Raw genomic sequence first — 19021 nt, forward strand, 5'->3', positions numbered from 1 at the left:
TCTCGGTCGCGGGTGAATGTCCCGCTTCTTCCATCTTCCTCGGCTGGGTCAGCCTGAGCGAGTGCCGAATCGGTTCGCACCGACACCGGCCTGGCGGCGGAGACGCACGAACCTTGCTCGAGCGTACGAGTGGCGGCTGGCGTACATTACGGGGTATGTCGCCAGAACCCGGAGCGAGCGAGCCTGCGGGACACCCTGAGTCAGGACACCCAGCGCCTAGGGTTGCCCCAGCGGCATCGCGCACTGACGCTTCGCCGGCCCGGCCGCCCCGGCCAGCGATGTCGGACATGACTCCACCGCCGATTCGGAAGCGCGCCGTTCCGACCGGCTCGTTGAAGGTGTCGCGGCTGGTCTGGCTGACAAGTTTCGTCGTCGGACTGTTGGCGGCATACTTCGTGTTTCTGTTCCGCAACGACCAGCTGGCTCGGCTGAGTGAATTGCTCACCGGTTTGGATACCGACCACGACGCGCAGACGCTCCGGGCGCTGGCAACGCTCCTGATCTGGGCCAGCATAGGAGCACTCGCGGCGGTCATCGTCATCGAGGCGATACTGATGGTCGTGATGTTGCGCAGGCACGGCTGGGCGCGGTGGGCGATGTTGGGGGTTCTGGTCGTGCACGCCGCCGTCTGGGTCGTCGTGGATGCGCTTGTGGTAGTCCCCGACGACCGGATCGGGTTCTTCCGCATCCTTTTGTTGTCACAACTCGTGCTCGCCGGCGCGGCGCTCGTACTAGCCTTCTTCCCCGCCGCCACTGCCTGGTTCAGGGCCGAGCACCAGTCGGGCCGTCGCAAACCCGCCTGAATCGTCTTGCAGTTGAGCCAGGATCGCCTCGCAGCTTCGGACGACGGCCTCGCACACCTCGGCGGCGGCGCGATTGGTGAGCGGACTCTCGGACCGCGTACGCCAGATGCGCACCTGGTCCAGCGCTGTGGACCGAACTTGTTCGGGCGGGGCGCCATCGGGGAGCCCCAGCCGTTCCGAAACACCGAGGCCGTCGGCGCCGATGAGGCGCATCGCTTCCTCCGTCAATTCAGGGCTCAGCGGGAGTCCGGTGGTGCGCGCCATGGCGAGCAGCCGCAACTCCCGGAACTCGTGCGCTCCCGCCAGGATGCGTTCCAGCGACGCGGCCAGGGTCTCTGTGCCAACGTGCGGCCGCTGCCTCAGCAGCGTTTCGATCCCGACCAGGGCCGCTCGCGCCTTCAACTGCGAGGCCCGCACCCGGAACTGATTCCCGATCAGCCGAACCAATTCATCCAGGCCGCTGCGACGGGACAGCTCACGGGCCAGCGTGGTCGGGTCGGCTATCCCGCTGAGGATGAGGACGGTGGCCAAACGGATGCCGAAAAGCCCGAAGCGATCCAGCAGCGCGGACCGTGCGTCGGCGCTGCCTGGGGCGGTTCCGCCGGAGCGAATGAACCTGTCAGCCGAGAGCAGCAGCTTGTCACGCTCTGCTCGATCGAGCCCTGCGATCTGGACGAGGCTAGCGAATTCCGCCTGGCGCATCGTGCGTGCGGACTGGGCGAGAAGTCCGGCAACCGGGATGACGCCCATGGCTAGGGATCGTAAGGTGTCCTCGTTGCGATAACGTCGCGCGATGTCCCGGGCCGCGACGAGCGAGTCAATCCTGCCGGCGCCGATCTCGTCGGCGCGAGACAGCACCGCGAGGGCGTTGACGGCATCGGAGGCTCCCGCCGCGTCTCGAAAGGATTGGAGGAATCTCAGGTCGGCTTCGTGCAGGTGCCGCATCACGTAGATGATCGCGTCAGCCTGTGAGGCTCCCTCCTGCGGGATCAGAAAGTCGGTGGATCGGGCGGAGACCACGCCGGACAGCGAGGCGATACCAGGAGTGTCGATGATGGTGATCCCGAGCAGGCTCTTCACCGGCCAGTCCACGACTAGCCGCTCGACCTCTTCGGCTCGCGTGCCGCCGATGTCGAAGACGAGCCGGCCGTCCACTCTCTTGACACGCAGGGAACGTGGTTCACCGTCAAGGGGGAGCATGGTGACGCGCGGAGTGTCGCCGTGCCGATACCACGTCACCATGCGAGTGCACTCGCCCGTATCGGTCGGGGCGATCTCCTCACCGATAATGGCGTTGATCAACGTGGATTTTCCGGCTTTCACCATTCCCGCGACAGCGATGCGCAACGGCTCATCGAGTCGGCGCGCGTGGTCGTCCAGTGCCTCGCGAGCCACGGGGTCATCCTGGTAGACCGCGCTGGCGTCGCGGATCAGCTCCGCCACTGCCGCACTCGTCGTGGTGCTCATGGCTGTGGCTGCTGCGCTGGCGGCACGAGCGCTCCTGCTGCCTGGTGCAGTTCGTCCACCTGCCGCAGGGTGAGCTTGATGTCCCTGGCGCGCTGGTCGCGCTCGACGCTGTAGGTGGTGGCCGCCTTCTGCGCGGCTAGCACCGACTCGGCGAGCGAGCGGTGGTGCTCTTCGGCGATGTCGGTGAAGTGGTCCCTCGTGCCGCGCTGGACCAGCCGAAGCCGATCCTTGAGTTGCTTGCCAACCTGAAAGATGACGTCGTCGACATGGCTGCGCACGATCGCCTTGGCCTCACCCTGGCGACGCTTGAGTCGGGCGGCTTTCTCGTCCTTGTAGACTTTGCCACCGATCAGGAGCCCGGCACCGACCGAGATCGGGTTGATCAGGGACATTCCGACGATGCCGGTGAGCAGGCCGAACATCAGTACGCCGCCGTAGGAGCCGCGCATGCCGATGAACATTTTCTGCACCGGGTTGAGGCGGCCGGGATCCAGCGTCTCGACCGAGCGTACCGGGTCGAGCACGTCGGTGGTGTTGTCGACCCGGAGCTCCGGCAGTGGCACCCTGTCCTGCGAGAAGTGTTCGGCAACCTGCTCGGAAAGCCACCCGGCTCTTTCGTTGGTCCACACGAAGGTGTCCGATACGGCGGCTGCGACACGTCGCTCCAACCACGCGGCAGTCTCCGGCCAATTTTTGCCGGGGTCGGCAGCGTCGATGGCTTGCTCGGCATCGCGCTGGATGCTGCGCATCCGGTCCCGTAGGTCATACTCCATGTCCGAGATCAAGTCGCCGACTCCGTCGTTCAACGTGGTCTGCCACCTGGCCGAACGGCGGCGTAGTTCGTCGGCTCGCGCCTTCGCTGCCTCAAGTTCGGCGATCATCTGCGGTGTGGTGTCTGGGTTCAGCAGTGCGTTGAGCTCCGACTGCAGCGACAGGCGCAAATGCTCGGTGATCGACAGCAGGTCGAGCGCCACCGAGCGTTGCTGAAGACGTTCGGACTGACCTAGTACCTCTGCGCGCAAGTAGGCGACAAGCGGGGGGAAACCTGACTCGTCGTTAAGCTCGGTGTCCTGAAGCCGGGCGGCGTGCAAGCGCAGATCAGCAGAGACCGGAAACAGCCGCATTCGAGGGTCGACGTCGTGGAGGTGTGACCTGTCGAGTCCGGCCACTTTGAGCCAGTGCGGATAGAGGTCGGTCTTCGAGAGAACGCAGGCGACGTTGGGCGTGATGCGCAGTGCCTGTCGCAGAAACTTGATCTCCGGTTCCGTGTATTCCTGGGACGCGTCGGAAACCAGCAGCATCGCGTCCGCCGTGGGAAGCGCGGTAATGGTGGTGAGCGAATGCACCGAATCCAGTCCGCCAAGGCCGGGGGAATCGACAAAGGACAGTCCCCCGGCAAGAATTTCTCGCGGGAGACGCACTTCGGCGGCCACCAAATTGTTACGGTTGCCGGGGTTGCCCCGCTCGGAGACGTAGCCAGCGAGTTCTTCCAGCTTGACCGGCCGGCTTTCGACCGGTTGCTCGCCCGAGGAAGCGGCTTCTCCTCCTGCGGCGACGAAGATCCTCGCCGAGGGAACCGTTCCGTGGCGCACCACCGTGGGCACGGATGTCGCAATGTCGGTGTCGACCGGACACACGGGTGCGTTGACCAGCGCGTTGATCAGTTGACTCTTGCCCTGCTTGAACTCGCCGACCACGATCACGCGGGTGTTCGGATCCAGAAGCCGCTGGCGTGTTTGTTCCAAACGCTGGCGCAGATCCGGCCGTTCCGCCGCCGCCACCAAGTCGATGCCCTGCTCGACCAGCTTGACAAGCTCGACCACAATGCATCCTTCGGGTTGGACTACTTCATCACAACACACCGCACAGCCCGGTGGGAGGGGTTTCCCACCGGGCTGTGTCTGGTGTACTGAGGTCGTTCGGGTTTTCGACCTCAGGACGCTGGGTCCGCCTCGTCGAGCACTACCACGTTGTCTTCGACATCGACGTCAGTCGAGTTGTCGACGGAGTTGTCCTCGTTGAAGGAGTCCTCGAATTCGGCATCGATGTCCACGTCGGTGTCCGTCTGGTTGAACGAGTCGTCCACGTCAACATCGGTAGTGGTCTCGGTCTGGTTGAACGAGTCGTCGACCGCCACATCGGTGTCCGTCTGGTTGAACGAGTCGTCCACGTCAACATCCGAATCGACCGAGTTGTCGGAGTTGTCCACCGAGCTGTCCGAGTTATCCACCGAGTTATCGCTGTTATCCACCGAGTTATCGGAGTTATCGCTGTTGTCCGAGTTGTCCGAGTTGTCGTTGTACGAATCGTTGATCGAGCTGTCGGAGTTGTCCGAGTTGTCGTTGTACGAATCGTTGATCGAGTTGTCGGAGTTGTCGGAGTTGTCGGAGTTGTCGGAGTTGTCCGAGCTGTCGTTGAACGAGTCGTCCACGTCGAGGGCGGTGTTACCGATCGCAACGTCTCCGTCAGCCCAGATGTTCGTCGAGTTGTCGGTGGAGTTGTCGGTGGAGTTGTCCACGTCCGCGTCGTCTCCTGCCGCGACCGACCCGAGTCCGGAAGCGATGATCGCTTCGTTGTCGAAGATCTGCGTGACGTCGCCATCGGCCCAGATGTTCTGGTTGACGGACTGATCGGTGATGGTGTCGGTGTACGAGTTGTTCGTGTATGAGTAGTTGTTGATCACGTGGGTCATCTGCTGAACGGCGTGGCCGTGGTCATCGTCGTGGTGATTCTCGTCCGGGATGAAGGCATGAGCGCTGCCAACCTGGCTGCCCGCCTCCGGGCTGCCCGCCTCATGTGCTCCGGTGTCGTACTCGCGGTCGAAGGAACTGGCGGAAACCGTGGTGCAATCGAGGACGACCGGCATGATCGCATCAACATCGTCGCCGCCGACGTCGGACAGCCCGGCATTGGCGAGGGCTTGCTCCGGGTCATGGCGGAACTCGGCAGCGGCCTCCGGGTCTCTGAGCAGGTTCAACAGGAAGTCGAGCAGCATGGTGGTCAGCGTTGTCATGGTCGGGTCCTCATTCTTGAATAACTTGCCTTAGTTGCATGTGCCCAGCGGAAGCTGGTGTGACGAACCTACGGCGCCGCGTCTTCCGCGCACATCGGGGATTAATCCCCTATCGGGGTCGCGACGGATGAGGATCTGGGCTCGCCGGCGTTAGGGGGTTTGCGTGGTGGGCGAGGGAATCGTCACGTCGGCGGCGTCACTTCGACGAACCGTCGTCGGCCCCGAACGTAAGACGTAACCGGGCGAGCAGTTCCGACCGGTTCGAGACGCCCAGGCGACGACGGATGCGCGCCACGTGATGCTCGACTGTGCGCGGCGAAATGAAGATGGCTTCCCCGATTTCCTCGTAGGTCTTGCCCTCCAGGACCAGCCGGGCAACCTCGCGCTCCCTCTCACTGAGCGCCGGTTCACCAGCTCCCGCCGTTACGGGTGTCGAAGTTCCGGGGTTCCCGTCCAGGCTCATCGGCACCGCGGAGCCGGGGCGCAGTTCACGAGCGCACGCGAGCAGGCGCGCCATGTCCTTCCGCTCCTCCGCGCGCGGTGCAGCATGGCCGGCGAGCCGGGACCCGTCCCAGGTCATTCCGACTGAGGCAAGTCCGCGTGCCGCGGCCTCCACGGCAGGGATCTGAAAATCGCCAGCGAGCACCGTGAGCCAGGTTCGTCCCGCGGTCGCGAGCACCGACGCGAGGTGGCTCTGGCCGGATGCGCGTACGAGCGCCGCCGCATGAGGAGCCAACTCGCCGGGTTTCTCGGCAAGGATAGCGGCTTGCACCGCGGACCAGTGCAGAGGAATCGACCACAGCGGCGGATCCCCGAGTCTGGCGAGGAGCCTCCAGGCGTCTGCTAACTGGCTCTCCAACTGCCCGGAGTCGCGCATCCGCGTGCCAGCCACGACAAATTCGCCCAGCGGCAGCAGGCTGAACAGGTCGACCGGGACGTGCAGCACGCCTACCCTGGCGTTCTGCCACGCGAGCGCGAGACCGTGGACGTCATCCGCTCGCCTGGCCAACCCGACCTCCAGCGCCCTGCGGAGCACCTCGTTGCGAGGACTGAGCGGCCGGTCGGCCGTCATGGCCTCGGTGATGGCGGCCCGCGCGAGGTCGGAGCGATCTTTCTGCATGGCTATCCAGGCGCGAAGGAGCAGAAGGTGCGGCCTAGTGGCGGGACCACACTGGCCGCCGGCGAGAGCCGCGTCGATCACGGAATCGGCAACACCCAGATCACCACTGTGCAGAGCCACGATGGCAGCCAGCGCGGCCGGTGGCTCCGGCACCGGGGCGGTGCTGCCGGATGCCGTCATCGTGTCGGAGGCTCGGATCAGCTCCCGCAGGGCCTGGTCGGTCGCGCTGCGCACGGAGTCACGGAGTCCTCGCGCCATCGCCGTCGCCGCAATCGCCCTGAGAGTCGGCGGCGCTGCCTGGGGCGGAAGCCGCAACATGGTGTCGGCGCCCTCGCGATCGCCTGAACCGAGCATGGTCACGGCGGCGAGCGCGGCAGAGGAACCGATCCGGGCGGGTCCCAGCCAACGGTAGATATCGGCACTTTCCGCAAGCATCCCCCGTTGCGCCCATACGGCCGCGGCGACATCCACCGCGCGAGCCAAATCGGGCGCGTTCTCGTGAGAGACCAGGTCGTCGACGATCCTGGCGGCCCCATCGAGGTCCCCCACTGCTGAAGCGGCCTGCGCCCGCCGCGCCGCCGTCACGAGTCCGTCGGAGCCGGCAGTGGCCGCTTCCTGATAGAAGGTGGCTGCGCGGGCCGGTTCGCTCACGAGCACACTGTCGCCGGCGAATTCGAGGGTGCGGGCCACCCGCGCATCCTTGAGCCCGTCCAGTGCCAGCCTTTCCGCGAACTCGTCGAGCGGACCTCCTTGCGCGATGACGGAATCAACGAGCGTTCGTTGAAGGGCGCGCAGCCGGTATGCCGGTGTCGTCTCGAGCACGGCTTGTCTCACCAACGGGACGAGCCGGCCGCCGGAAAGCAGGAGTCCGGCAGCCCGTGCTTGGGCCACAAGGGCGTCGAGCCGGTCGGGCCGCAACTCCAGGGTTGACGGCAGTTGCCCGGATAAATCGAAACCAACGGTCAGCGCGAGCAGCAGTTCGTGGAGATCACGGTCTACGGTGCCGAGGTGAACCCCGAGTTGGTCCATCACCTCGTGCGACAGCAGCTCGGAGAAAGGAGCGCGTCGGTGGTCGTGGCGCAGCGCCGCTAAGAGGAGGTGGACCAGCCACGGCATCCCGCCGGTCAACTCTGCGACCTGGTCGACAAGTGCGGGCGGTGGCGTGCGCCCTAGTGCGGCAGCGGCGCACGCCGCGATGTCCTCACGGGGCAATGGACAAAGGACGACCGGTGGATGGTACTGTTCGAGCGCCCCGACGAGCCGCGTCAGCGCCGGCGGTTGGGGCCAGAGCCCGTATGCGACGACCAGGGTAACGCCTTGTTCGCCAACCAATGCGTGGAGTCGGCTGAGAGCAGAGTCGCTGAGCTCGTGGGCGTCGTCGACCAAGACCGCACGCTGCCCTGCGATGCTGCCCGCCCGGTTCTCGACGTAGTCCCGATGAACCGGAACATCGGCGGCGCGGTACTGCGCTTCCACCTCATCGAGAAGGGCGCTCTTCCCCGATCCGGCCGACCCCGAAATGCCGGCGAGCAATCGGGCATGCGGGGTCGCCGCGACCTCGGCAAGGAACGACGCGGCCACGGTGCCGCGCACCGAATACGGTGCCCGCACCGCCGTTTCCGCATCCACCGCAATCACTCCTCTAATCCAACGACGCAGCCAGTTGCTGCGCGGCGGAAGGGGTTGGAGTCGGGTCAGCGCTCGGGGCGGTCGGAACCGGCGTGGGATCCCCGGTCGGCGACGGTGACGGTGTGGGATCCGCGGTCGGTGACGGTGACGGGGTGGGGCTGGGTGATGTGGTGGGGTTGGTCGAGGGCGTCGGTGACGGTGACGGAATGGGAGTCGGTGTCGGCGAAGAGGCAGGGTCGGGTGCAGGGCTTGACGTCGGACTGGGTGTCGGGTCGGAGGTCGGGACGGGGTCCTGGCCGGGTTGTCTCGAAGATGTCAGTTCGGGCGATGTCCGAATCGGACTGGTGGAGTCAGCTCCGGAGTGGGGCCTGTAGTTGTCCGGTGCCCGGTTGGCGGTCGACCGTGCGGATGGCGGGGCGACCAGCGGGGCCGGATCCGCGTTGCTCGGCTCGCGCAGATCTGGGCCGACCCTGGTGCCCGGGGCGGTGTGGTCCTTCAGAAACTGGCGTGTCGGCAGGTCGCTTCGTTCAACGCCGCTGCCCCCGGCAGTGGACTGAGCGATGAGCGCTGTGAGGTCGGACGTTTGCAAAACCGCTACCGTCCCGAGCAACGCCGCGGTGAAGGCAGCCACCGTCACCGCGGCAAGCCTTGCGCGAACTGGTGAACGGTGCGGCTGCGTCGGTGTCGTTGGTTCGCCCTCGACAGGCTCCGATGCGGCGTCGGTTCCGGTGCCAGGGACAGCGCTCGTGGCTGGGACGACGTCGGTGTTCCTCTCCGCGAGCAGCGCCGTGGCCGCGGCGAGCGCGGCGCCGAGCGCGATCGTAGCTTTGGGGTCGGCGTCGATGACAATCGGCCGGTTCAGTTCGTCTGAGAGGAGCTCCGCGACCAAGGGGATGCGCGAGGAGCCACCAGTGAGCAGGATTGCGGCGAGATCGTCGACATCCAGGCCCCTGGCCTGGACGACGTTCTTGAGCACGTGGATGGTCTCGCGCAGCGAGGCGTCGATCATGCTCTCGAACTCCCCGCGCACAAGCCTCACCTGTGTCTGCATCCCGGGCAGGACTACCGGAATCGATACTTCGGCGTCCGACGAGAGCGCCTCCTTGGCTTCGACACACTCGCTACGCACTCGGGAGAGGGCGATCATCGCTTCCCGGTCGCCTGCTTCCGGCTGGGGAAAATCATCACCGACGCTCGCGGTGACGTGAGCGAACACCGCGTCGTCGAAGTCCGCACCGCCGAGCCGCTCGATCTCCGCGGGGCGGCAGAGCGCAGCAAACGCCCCAGAATCACGCTTTGTCACGATCGCAATGTCGAAGCGGTCACCGCCGAAGTCGTAGACGGCGACGGTGCTGCCGGAGTTCACCCGCTCCTGGCTGTCGTAATGCCGAGCGGCAGCACCCGGCTCACTCAGCACCATGACGTCGGCCAGACCTACCCCGGCTAGGGCTTCCCGCACGAGCGCGAGCTTGTACCCGCCCCAGTTCGCGGGATGCGTCAGCATCACCGCCACCGGCGGCGCTCCCTCGTGCTCTTCTGCACGGTCTACGACCCACCGCGCCATGGTGGCGAAGACGTGCTCAGGCGCAATACTTACTCCGGCGGCGACGATGGGAACAGTGTCGCCAACGCGGCGTTTGAAATCGCGCAGCACGCGATCGGGCCGGTCCATCCCGCGTCGTCGCGCCGCGTCACCTATCAGGACGTGCCCGTTGTCGTCGAGATAGATCACCGAGGGGACCACCGCCCCATGCGATCCGAGGCGCAGGACCTCTGGCGCCGCCACATTGCGGCCTTCATCGATGTTCGCAACGGCAGCGGTGGTAAAGCTGGTGCCAATGTCTATTCCGAGAACGTAGGGCATCGTTCCTCTAACACACGCATATCGATTCGGGATGGAAGATTATTGGGTCACAGCGCCCTCAGGTTGACGTGATCCGGCCGCCGTGAGAGACCTACATTCTGCTCCCGGCCTAAGAATGTCAAGGGTCTTGACCACGGCCCCTGGAGAAGTTAACCCGACGCCTGATACATCCGATACCTAGTAGCTTCGAGTGCGAAAAGATTCAGCAACCGTACGGAGTGTCGCGCAACGAGCGAAACGAAATGCTCACGCGGCGAGGATCAGCCGCGAGATTGCGTCCAGCATCCATGCCACGTAGCGCTCGTGGCTCCAGCCGGCGCGCTCCACGAGCTGTGTGTAGCTTTCCGGAGACATGAGGAAGGAGAGTGCGTCGGCCAGCTCGGTCCGATCGGCCTGGGATAGCAGCATTCCCCGCTGCTCGAACACGTCAATGGTCATGCGGAAGTCGCCAAGCCTCCGCTCCAGCAGTTCTTCAAAAGAGCGCGCAATGATCGGATCGGATGTCGCGGCACTCAGAAAACTCGCCCACAGTGCGTTGGTGCGCAACGTGGCCTCGGCGATGAAGCGCACCACGGCCTCGAGGAACCGGTCGTTGTCTTCGAGTTCGAGAATCGCGCGTCCTTCCTCGCGGTCCGCCACCGACTCGGTGCCCTCGGTTCCGGCGAACGCCCGCTCGAAGGAGCTGAGAAGCAACTGGCGCTTGGGGCCGTTCAACTTCACCGTTTCGACAGATACTCCGGCACCCTTGGCGATGTCGCCGAGCGACGTGCCCGCATACCCCTGCGCGGAGAAACACTCGGCCGCGGCATCCAGGATCCGTTGCCGAGTCTGGGCAGCTTGCTCTGAACGCAGGGTCGAATGGTAGCGGCGAGCAGCCGGGGTGCCTGCTGGCAGAACCGTAGCGTCAGACATATTGACTACCTTACCCATGTAGTGAATACTTCGTGAGTGTAATCAAGCTTACTCGACCGAAGGTGTTCTCATGGCTTCTCTCCTCGTGTGCAGCACTCCCGTGCACGGACACGTGACCCCGCTGCTTGCTGTCGCGCGATTCCTGATTGAGCGCGGCCACCGCGTCCGATTCCTTACCGGGGAGCGTTATCGGAATGCCGTGGCGGCCACTGGCGCCACGTATCTGCCACTGCCCGCGGAAGCCGATTACGACGACAGCGACATGGACGCCGCCTTCCCCGGACGGGTCGGGCTGAAAGGGCCGGCCGGCATCCGCTATGACGTGGCGACCATCTTCCTGGGCCCGGCTCCGGCGCAGCTGCGCGCGATCGACGCGGCGCTGGAGGCAGAGCCCGCCGACGCGATCCTCGCCGAAGGGTTGTTCATCGGGGTGACTTTCCTGCTGTCCCGGCCGCGCGCAGCCAGACCAGCCGTGGTCAGCCTCGGTGTTCTCCCTCTGGGGCTCACCAGCGTCGACACCGCACCGTTCGGCCTGGGCATTCCGCCGCTGCGCGGCCCCATCGGTCGCCTCCGCAATGCACTGCTCCGACTGGTGGCCGAGAAGATTGTGTTCGGCTCGTTGCAGGCGCAATTCGAGCGGATGGTGCGGGAGACGACCGGCAACACCATCACGAACTTTTTCATGAACTCCGCCGCGCTCGCGGATGCGGTCGTGCAATTCACAGTGTCCGGATTCGAATACCCGCGCCGAGACCTGCCACCCTCCGTCCATTTCGTCGGGCCGGTGTCCCGGGCCATAGCGTCAGCAACGCCACTACCGGCGTGGTGGAACGAGCTGGACGGAAGTCGGCCGGTGGTGCACGTGACCCAGGGAACCGTGGCTAACAAGGAATGGGGAGAACTCATCGCCCCGACCATCGCCGGGCTGGCCGACGAAAAGGTGCTGGTCGTGGTCAGTACCGGCGGGCGCGATGTGGCTAGCTTGCCGCATCCGCTGCCTGCCAACGTGCGGGTCTCGGCCTACCTTCCGTACGACCGGCTGCTCCCGCTGACGGATGTCTACGTCAGCAACGGCGGATACGGCGGAGTCCATTACGCGATGGAACACGGGGTGCCGATCGTCGTTGCGGGCGAGACCGAAGACAAGACGGAGGTCTCGGCACGCATCGGGTGGTCGGGTGTCGGCGTGAACCTGAAGACCAACCGCCCGTCACCGGATCAGGTACGCACCGCAGTGCTCACGGTGCTCGGGTCGGCGGAATACCGGCACGCGAGCGCGGGAATAGGCGCGCAGATTGCCGCGTCGCCCGGGCTCGATGGCCTCGAATCGGTCATCGTCGGCCTGGCCGACGCGAACCGGACCTCACACCTCTGAGCGGCAGGACTACAACGCCCACGCCACGTGATCACCACCGACGCACCGTCCTCAGCGGAGCATACCGTCTACTCAAACCGCGGTTACCAACCCAAACGCGAAAACAGGAGGAGGTCGCTCTTTAGATTCTGCCAAGGAAACATTGGGCACTTTCGTTGGATGATTATTGGCAATTCCAGAATTTGCCCTGAAAAAATCCACGGCCAGCATTCATGTGTGCGGCGTCCCGCTACTACTTGAAGAAACGGTCGCCCTTCCCCGCGGTATTTGGCGCACAAGCCGGCGAGGTATATGGGTCGAAGACCACTCATCGCCGGGCACGGTTTCGGGAAGGCCGTGTGCTGTCAGGTGCTCAGCCACGTGCCCCGCAATCAGCGCACAAGTTTCGGCAGCACGTCGCGACCGAAGACGTCGATCCATTCGCGTTGATTGCGGCCAACATTGTGCAGGTAGATCCGGTCGAATCCGAGATCGACGAACTTCTGAATATAGGCGCGGTGCACATCCGGATCGGCCGAGATCACCATGCGGCCTTCGAAATCCTCCGGTCGGACTATTTTCGCCAGCTGTTGCAGCTCGAACGGCGAACGGATATCTCCCTTGGGGAACTTCATGCCACCGTTTGGCCATTCGACCATCGCGCTGAGAAGCGCCTCCTCGTCTGTCCTCGCCCAGGACATGTGAAGTTGAAGGACTTTTGGCATGGTTGATGGATCCTTGCCTGCCGCCCGCGCGCCTTCATCGAACTTCCCAAACAGCATCGAAATCTTCTCCAGCGGAGCGCCCACCGTGATGAGACCGTCCACATTCCGCCCCGCTCGCTTGGCCGTCACAGGACCGGCTGTGGCCACCAAGACTTCCGGCGCCACGTCCGGCATTGTCCAGAGTCGGGTCGACTCCAACCTGAAGTACTTACCGTCGTGCTTCGTATCCCTGCCTGCAAGCGACGCCGAGAAGAGTTTGTTGATGATCTCGATGGCCTCGAAAAGCCTATTGATGCGTTCGGGCGCCTCGGGCCAATACTGGCCAACGACGTGCTCATTCAGTGCTTCACCCGACCCCAATCCCAGCCAATGCCGGCCCGGGTACATTGCGGCCAGGGTCGCGCTCGCTTGAGCGACCATCGCAGGGTGCCACCGAAAGGTCGGTGCCGTGACCCCCGGGCCAATGTCCCCCTTCGTCCGTTCGCCGAGTGCCGCAAGAACATTCCAGACAAAGGCGCTCTGCCCTTGCGCCGGAACCCAGGGCTGAAAGTGGTCAGCCGCCATCACGCCAGAGAAGCCCTTGCTCTCCGCATATTCGCACAGCGCGACCGCCTCAGTCGGATGAAATTGCTCCAGCATCGCGGCATAGCCGACCTGTAGTTTCGACATTATTCTCTGCGTGACTTTCTGACTCGAGGTGAACTTGAGCGATCGATTTTCGGGTCGTCAGCGTCGCAGCTATTGTTCTCACGGCGACCCGGAAACTCCAGTTAGCGCTAGGGCCCGAGGAATGATTTCGCGACCGATGATTTCCATCTGCTCCAGTTGACCGTTGAGGTATGCCGGCGCCACCTCGTCGATCCCCACTTCAGCAAGGGCCTGAAGCTTCTCTAGAATGTCTTCCGGAGTACCGAGGAGTGCGACGTCGTCGATTACGTCGTCGGAATATTCAGGGCGCTCCGCCTTATCGTCGAGGTGCGACGAATAGTCGTAATCACTCCTCCGCAGCCCTGCCAGTCGGGTCAGAGGCTCAGGCATCCCGTGGTCGGTTGAACTGCGTGCGACCGACGCCACATGGATCGCCACCAACTCGGCAATCCATCGTGTTTCGCGACGCGCCTCGGCCATGTCGTCCGAAATGCACATCGCGCAGTGAGCGACGACCTTCACCTCACTCGGATCACGATTGGCGCTTTCGGCACCAGCGCGGATGTGATCGACCGCCCATTTGCAGGACGCGGGATTCGCCCCGACCTGGATCATGACGACATCCGCGAGGGCCCCGGCAAGCCGAAGATTCCGGGGGCCCGATCCGGGCATCAGAATGGGGACGTCCTCGTGGGGTCCCCAGACCGATCGGATTTCCGAGCCGTTAAACTGAGCCGGTCGACCAGACATGAGCGCGCGGAGACCTGGCACCACGTCCTTTAGCTGATTCGTCGCCACCGGGTTCAGCCCTAGTGTGCGTACCGCGTTGTCGCCCCGTCCTATCCCGAGCATTACGCGACCCGGATATATTTCGGCCAGCGTGGCGTGCACGTTCGCGGTCACTGAGAAATGTCTTGTGAAGGGATTCGTCACCGCCGACGCCACCGGGATCTGCTGTGTCGCAGCTAGTGCGTGAGTCATGTAGACGTAAATATCTCGCCAGAGAAGCTGCCCGTCCACCAGATAGACGCGCGAGAAGCCGCTTTCCTCAGCCTTTCGCACCGACTCGATAAAAACCGGGAATTCCTCCGGCTTGAACTGCACACCCACGTTCATGGTTCACGGCTCGCCTTCGTATTCTGCCCGAACCCGACACGGGAGGGACGGTGCTTCACTTGTGAGGTGTGATGGCCGGCGAAGACAACCCCGCCGGCCATCGATTCGGCATCAGACATTCTGTTCGGATGTGAATCTCGGAAGATCGGGAACCAGCGTGTCCATCCATCCTGCGCTACGCAACCGGGCCCAGACCTTCTCGGCAGCACGGCCGCTTTCGCGAGCCAACGTTTCAACATCGGCGAACAAGATCTCACCGTCGAAGACTTTCCAGTACCCATCGATCAACACGTTGCGCACCTGGAGACCGTTGCCATAGAGCAAATTCGAAAGCGGCTCTGGGGAGATCACACCCGACCCCACGAGCATCCCGCTGACATCCATGCTGACGAGGTCAGCCTTAGCTCCCGCTTCGATCCGACCCAGGTCCGGTCGACCCAGCGCATCCGCGGTGACCCGAGTGGCGCCGAGTACCGCGTCATCGATGGTGGGACTCTGGCTCGGTACGCCGGGCGTACTGATCGAGTTGTGCCGTGCCTGACCTTTGACCACCGCCATCTTGAGGGTCTCGATGAAGTCCATGTTGTGGCCATCGACACCGATACCGACGGCCACGCCCGCTGCCAGCATCTCGGGGTAGGGCTGCAAGTTGCCGTTGACCCCGGTATCGAAGGGGCAGGTCGCGAAGACGTAGGAACGATTGGCGAGAATCGTGGGGTCATGGAGAAGGTCCGCGCCGAACATGTGCGCACCGAACACCGGGACATCGAACAGACCGAGGGAATCGACCCATTCGACGGATCTCAGCCCCCACCTGCGGTGGACGGCGGCGGATTCATTGGCCGACTGCGCCATGTGTATCTGGATACCGTTGCCCAGTTCTTTGGCCGCCCGAATGATCGCCCCCATAGTCTCCGGGGTGTGAGTGTCGGTGGCGTGCGGCCCCATCATCGGACGAATCCGATCGTCACAGGCATGGTTCCAACGCAGTCCGAACTGACGGTTCGCCTCGATCTCATCCAGCGTGCCGGGAATATACGCGTTGAAGGTCTTGTCACTGAAGACCTTCAGCGGCCCGTGCGAGGTGCGCCACATGTCGAATAGTCGGGCATAGCCGGGAATCATTCCGGACGGGTAGCCCCGGGCGCCAAACCGTTCCGCGACCCGCGCATAGGACTCCGCCTGCCGAAGACTGAGTGCCATCTCCACCTGAGTGGTGCAGCCGGTGCGAATCAGTTCGGCGAGGTTGAACGCGGTCATCGCATCCAGGTCGTCGTCGTCGAGCTCATCGGCGTATTTCATCGCCAGCGTGTAGTTGCCCCGCCGAGGTTCGATGACGCCGCGCGTTGGCGCGCCACTGGCGACGTGGCAGTGGCTGCTGATGAACCCGGGCAAAAGAAGCTGGCCGGTGAGGTCGAGTCGCGGCCCGCTGTGCTGGATCGGGCTGTCGGAGACTTCGGCGATGCGGTCTCCCGACACCAATACGGATGCGTTCGTGAGGATCTTGTGTCCGGCGCCGTCGGGAATAAGCGCAGCGCTGACATCAATGACGAATTCTTTGTCTGAGAATGGAGCGTTCGTGCTCACCTTAATCTCCTAAAATACGAGGTGGACCCTGCCCGGGCGGGCAGCGATTTGTAGCGGCCACGCAAGCTGCGCGTGGAGGGGCTGGCACCGGTGGCTCCCTCAGCACCGGCTGAGGGAGTCCGGGTGCGTCGCGGCGATCTACGACGTCAGTTCCGATTCGTGTCGTGAGAACCACATGATGATGCCTGAGACGAAGACGCCGATCGCTCCGACATAGAACGCGGTGATGCTCCAGGTGACCCCGGAGGCGAGCAACGCGGTGATGATAATCCCCGCGGTGATGGCGCCGACCTGGCTCATCGCATTGAGGAAATTGACCCCGGTGGCCCGGCAATTGGTGTCGTAGCTTTCCCCGTTATAGAAGAGCAACGCCGCGTAAGGCCCGATCAGGAAGAACATCCCGATTGCGTAGGTGCCCACAACCGCCACGGTGCCTTCGGCCCAAAGCAGCATGATCGCGAACATGACGCCGGCGATCAGCCAGCCGATGCCGATGACGTTACGGCGACCGATGCGGTCCCCGGCCCATCCGTGCACGAGGTACCCGGCGAACCCGACGAGGTTGATGATCACCGTATAGAGCAGGGCGTTTGAAAAACTGATGTCTTTGCCCAGCGTGAGCACCGAGGTTCCCAGGATGCTGAAGGTCAAGATTCCGAACCAGTTGGCAATCCACGCCAGGCTGAGCACGATCGTCGGGCGCAGTGCTCTGCCTTGGAAGATCGCCACAATCGGCGTGGACAGCTTGGAGCCGGACAACCCGTAGGTGGTCGCCAGGGCGCTGGCTTCCTCGTTCTGTCCCGCCTTCCGCAATTTGCGAATCTGGCTTTCGATTTGGAATTGCGGGGTCTCGCGAAGGTGACGCCGCAAGAAGACGAGCAGAATGGCCGGGAACGCCGCCACCAGGAACAGGAACCGCCACCCGATGAGCGGAAGCAGCACCGTCGCGAAGGCGGCCGCCAGGACCGCTCCCAGTGGGAATCCACTTTGAACCAGGCTGTAGGTGAAGCCCCGGTTCCTCTTGATCTTCTTGTCGTCGGTCAGCGCATAGATTTCGTTCAGGTAGGTGGCATTGATGCCCTGTTCGGCAAGTCCCAGCCCGGAGATGGACCGAATGGCGACGATGCCAGCCGCCCCGGGGGCAACGGAGGTGAGTGCGGATCCGAGCGCGGTGCCGCCAATGGTCAGCATCATCCCGCGTCGCCGGCCGATGCGATCCACCACGATGCCGCCGACGACGAGCAGGACGATGGCCCCGCCGATCGAGACGGCCGTGTTGACGCCGGTGGCGGTCGCATTCGACCATTTGAATTCCTCTTGGATGACCGGCAGCAGGGTTCCGAAGAGAATGAAGTCGTAGATCGCAAACAACATCGCGAGAAAGGCAAGAACGGTTCCCCTCCTCGTCTCTTTGGTGGTGACCGGATGTTTCTCCCAAGCTGATACTTCAGGTGGGCTCTTCGATTCGATCGACATCATCGACCTTTCTCTCGTTCGATTTGTTGTGTGACGCTGGGTAGATCAAGTAGCTTGCGTGAAATGCAGTTACCGACTGGCTCAAACGGCGCAGTGCTCGACCTCCCTCCTCTCGGTTCCTTCTGTACGCGGTGTCTGTCCGGGGTGAATGCTGGGGTCAAACGTGATACAGCGGAGATCCCCGCCCGTAGTCGTTCCAGTCGGCGGGTGGTGTGGAGTAGCGATTGACGCTTGACGGCTGCGACGACGCCCACTCGTGAATATCCACGAAGGGTTGATGGAATGCCGCGTTGACCTTCTCGACGTCGGCGTGATTGCGCAATGCATGAGCGGCAAGATCGCGGAATTCCTCGAGCATGGCCGATTGGTCGACTTTCGTCAGCGTTCCTGACTCGAAGACGATCTCACCGCCCACGAGCACCCGGTCGATGGACGAGCCGTCCTCGGAGTAAACGAGGTGCTTCCGGATATCGTTCATCGGAGTGAAGGGAATCGTATTGAGGTCGTACATCACCAAGTCGGCGGCCTTCCCTATCTCGATCGAGCCAATCGACTCCTCGAGGAGACAGCTGCGGGCGCCCCCGAGCATGGCAGCACTCAAGACCTCCTCTGCGCTCGGCCACTCCTCAAAGTTAGGAGTCGTGACCTTATGAAGCAGCGCGGCCATCCGGATGACGTCGAACATCCGGGCGGAGCCGTTACAGAGGCCGTCGCTTCCCAGCGCCACGTTGACGCCGAAGTCGAGAAGCTTTCTGAAGGGCGCGATTCCCGCTCCGAGCTTCGAATTTGCGATGGGATTGTGCGCGACTGACGCACCAGCCTCGCCGAGAATTCTCATGTCTTCGTCGCTCACCCAGATGCTGTGGGCAAGCGTGGTGTGCTTGTCGAGAACTCCGATGTCGCTCAGGTACTCCACCAGGGTTCGGCCATAGAGGATCTTCCCGGTCTCCGCCTGCATCTTGGTTTCGAGAACGTGGATATGGTATTGAGCCTCATGGACACGAGCCAGCTCCGCCATTTTGATGAGAAGTGGTTCGGTGACACGCTGGGGACCCGATGGCGCCAGGACGTAGCGCAGTCGCCCACTTCTGCCGTGAAACCTCCTAAACGCCTCGGTGCTGTAGTCGAGATACTCGGCCTCGGTCACCAACTTGATGGCATCCACTTGAGCGCTCACCTCGGCGGGGACTGCGTGGCGGCCAAAGGGCACAGTGTCGACAAATGGCCGGTTGATGATGTGTCCCGACACGTTCGCCCGGATTCCGAGATCGTCGTAAGCGCGAAACACCGCATCCAACTGATCCATC

General features: G+C 63.6%; 13 protein-coding genes. 2 read left to right on the forward strand and 11 right to left on the reverse strand.

Annotated elements, in window-relative coordinates; translation table 11 throughout:
- Window positions 1-287: 287 nt before the first annotated feature.
- On the forward strand, window positions 288-803 hold the full coding sequence (locus ABFX56_RS08405) for a hypothetical protein (RefSeq protein WP_346232802.1): 516 nt from the start codon (window positions 288-290) through the stop codon (window positions 801-803).
- Here the strand turns inward: ABFX56_RS08405 and ABFX56_RS08410 are convergent.
- From ABFX56_RS08410 to ABFX56_RS08435, 6 genes are all read right to left on the reverse strand, one after another.
- On the reverse strand, window positions 732-2270 hold the full coding sequence (locus tag ABFX56_RS08410) for a dynamin family protein (protein ID WP_346232803.1): 1539 nt from the start codon (window positions 2268-2270) through the stop codon (window positions 732-734). The genes ABFX56_RS08405 and ABFX56_RS08410 overlap by 72 nt on opposite strands.
- Window positions 2267-4093 (reverse strand): dynamin family protein, encoded by a 1827-nt coding sequence (locus tag ABFX56_RS08415; RefSeq protein WP_346232804.1) that lies wholly within the window; start codon window positions 4091-4093, stop codon window positions 2267-2269. The genes ABFX56_RS08410 and ABFX56_RS08415 overlap by 4 nt, the downstream gene beginning before the upstream one ends.
- Before the next feature lie 110 nt (window positions 4094-4203).
- A complete protein-coding gene (locus ABFX56_RS08420) occupies window positions 4204-5283 on the reverse strand; it encodes an IniB N-terminal domain-containing protein (protein WP_346232805.1) in 1080 nt (359 codons plus the stop codon).
- Between the two features lie 196 nt (window positions 5284-5479).
- On the reverse strand, window positions 5480-8032 hold the full coding sequence (locus ABFX56_RS08425) for a LuxR C-terminal-related transcriptional regulator (RefSeq protein WP_346232806.1): 2553 nt from the start codon (window positions 8030-8032) through the stop codon (window positions 5480-5482).
- A 13-nt stretch (window positions 8033-8045) separates the two neighbouring features.
- Complete coding sequence (locus tag ABFX56_RS08430) at window positions 8046-9896, reverse strand: Hsp70 family protein (RefSeq protein WP_346232807.1); 1851 nt, start codon at window positions 9894-9896, stop codon at window positions 8046-8048.
- 246 nt (window positions 9897-10142) lie between these two features.
- The gene (locus ABFX56_RS08435; RefSeq protein WP_346232808.1) at window positions 10143-10808 is read right to left on the reverse strand and encodes a TetR/AcrR family transcriptional regulator; all 666 of its coding nucleotides are present in this window, start codon (window positions 10806-10808) and stop codon (window positions 10143-10145) included.
- A 70-nt stretch (window positions 10809-10878) separates the two neighbouring features.
- Here ABFX56_RS08435 and ABFX56_RS08440 point away from each other — a divergent pair, with 70 nt between their 5' ends.
- On the forward strand, window positions 10879-12183 hold the full coding sequence (locus tag ABFX56_RS08440; protein WP_346232809.1) for a glycosyltransferase: 1305 nt from the start codon (window positions 10879-10881) through the stop codon (window positions 12181-12183).
- 371 nt (window positions 12184-12554) lie between these two features.
- On the opposite strand, the gene ABFX56_RS08445 is transcribed toward ABFX56_RS08440, so the two are convergent.
- The 5 genes from ABFX56_RS08445 to ABFX56_RS08465 form a co-directional block, all read right to left on the reverse strand.
- Window positions 12555-13556 (reverse strand): TIGR03557 family F420-dependent LLM class oxidoreductase, encoded by a 1002-nt coding sequence (locus ABFX56_RS08445; protein WP_346232810.1) that lies wholly within the window; start codon window positions 13554-13556, stop codon window positions 12555-12557.
- Window positions 13557-13634: 78 nt separating this feature from the next.
- Window positions 13635-14651 (reverse strand): LLM class flavin-dependent oxidoreductase, encoded by a 1017-nt coding sequence (locus ABFX56_RS08450; RefSeq protein WP_346232811.1) that lies wholly within the window; start codon window positions 14649-14651, stop codon window positions 13635-13637.
- Window positions 14652-14762: 111 nt separating this feature from the next.
- Window positions 14763-16238 carry an amidohydrolase family protein gene (locus ABFX56_RS08455; protein WP_346232812.1) on the reverse strand — a complete coding sequence of 492 codons (1476 nt, stop codon included), beginning with the start codon at window positions 16236-16238 and terminating at the stop codon, window positions 14763-14765.
- Window positions 16239-16376: 138 nt separating this feature from the next.
- Complete coding sequence (locus ABFX56_RS08460) at window positions 16377-17717, reverse strand: MFS transporter (protein WP_346232813.1); 1341 nt, start codon at window positions 17715-17717, stop codon at window positions 16377-16379.
- 154 nt (window positions 17718-17871) lie between these two features.
- On the reverse strand, window positions 17872-19021 hold a 1150-nt coding region (locus ABFX56_RS08465; protein ID WP_346232814.1), incomplete at its 5' end, for an amidohydrolase family protein.

Source organism: Parafrigoribacterium mesophilum (assembly GCF_039652555.1).
Taxonomy (GTDB): domain Bacteria; phylum Actinomycetota; class Actinomycetes; order Actinomycetales; family Microbacteriaceae; genus Parafrigoribacterium; species Parafrigoribacterium mesophilum.

Bases quoted from the DNA above. Each gene is read 5' to 3' on its own strand.
- ABFX56_RS08430 (WP_346232807.1), bottom strand. From the start codon at position 9,896: ATGCCCTACGTTCTCGGAATAGACATTGGCACCAGCTTTACCACCGCT.
- ABFX56_RS08445 (WP_346232810.1), bottom strand. From the start codon at position 13,556: ATGTCGAAACTACAGGTCGGCTATGCCGCGATGCTGGAGCAATTTCAT.
- ABFX56_RS08450 (WP_346232811.1), bottom strand. From the start codon at position 14,651: ATGAACGTGGGTGTGCAGTTCAAGCCGGAGGAATTCCCGGTTTTTATC.
- ABFX56_RS08460 (WP_346232813.1), bottom strand. From the start codon at position 17,717: ATGATGTCGATCGAATCGAAGAGCCCACCTGAAGTATCAGCTTGGGAG.
- ABFX56_RS08440 (WP_346232809.1), top strand. From the start codon at position 10,879: ATGGCTTCTCTCCTCGTGTGCAGCACTCCCGTGCACGGACACGTGACC.
- ABFX56_RS08405 (WP_346232802.1), top strand. From the start codon at position 288: ATGACTCCACCGCCGATTCGGAAGCGCGCCGTTCCGACCGGCTCGTTG.
- ABFX56_RS08410 (WP_346232803.1), bottom strand. From the start codon at position 2,270: ATGAGCACCACGACGAGTGCGGCAGTGGCGGAGCTGATCCGCGACGCC.
- ABFX56_RS08420 (WP_346232805.1), bottom strand. From the start codon at position 5,283: ATGACAACGCTGACCACCATGCTGCTCGACTTCCTGTTGAACCTGCTC.
- ABFX56_RS08435 (WP_346232808.1), bottom strand. From the start codon at position 10,808: ATGTCTGACGCTACGGTTCTGCCAGCAGGCACCCCGGCTGCTCGCCGC.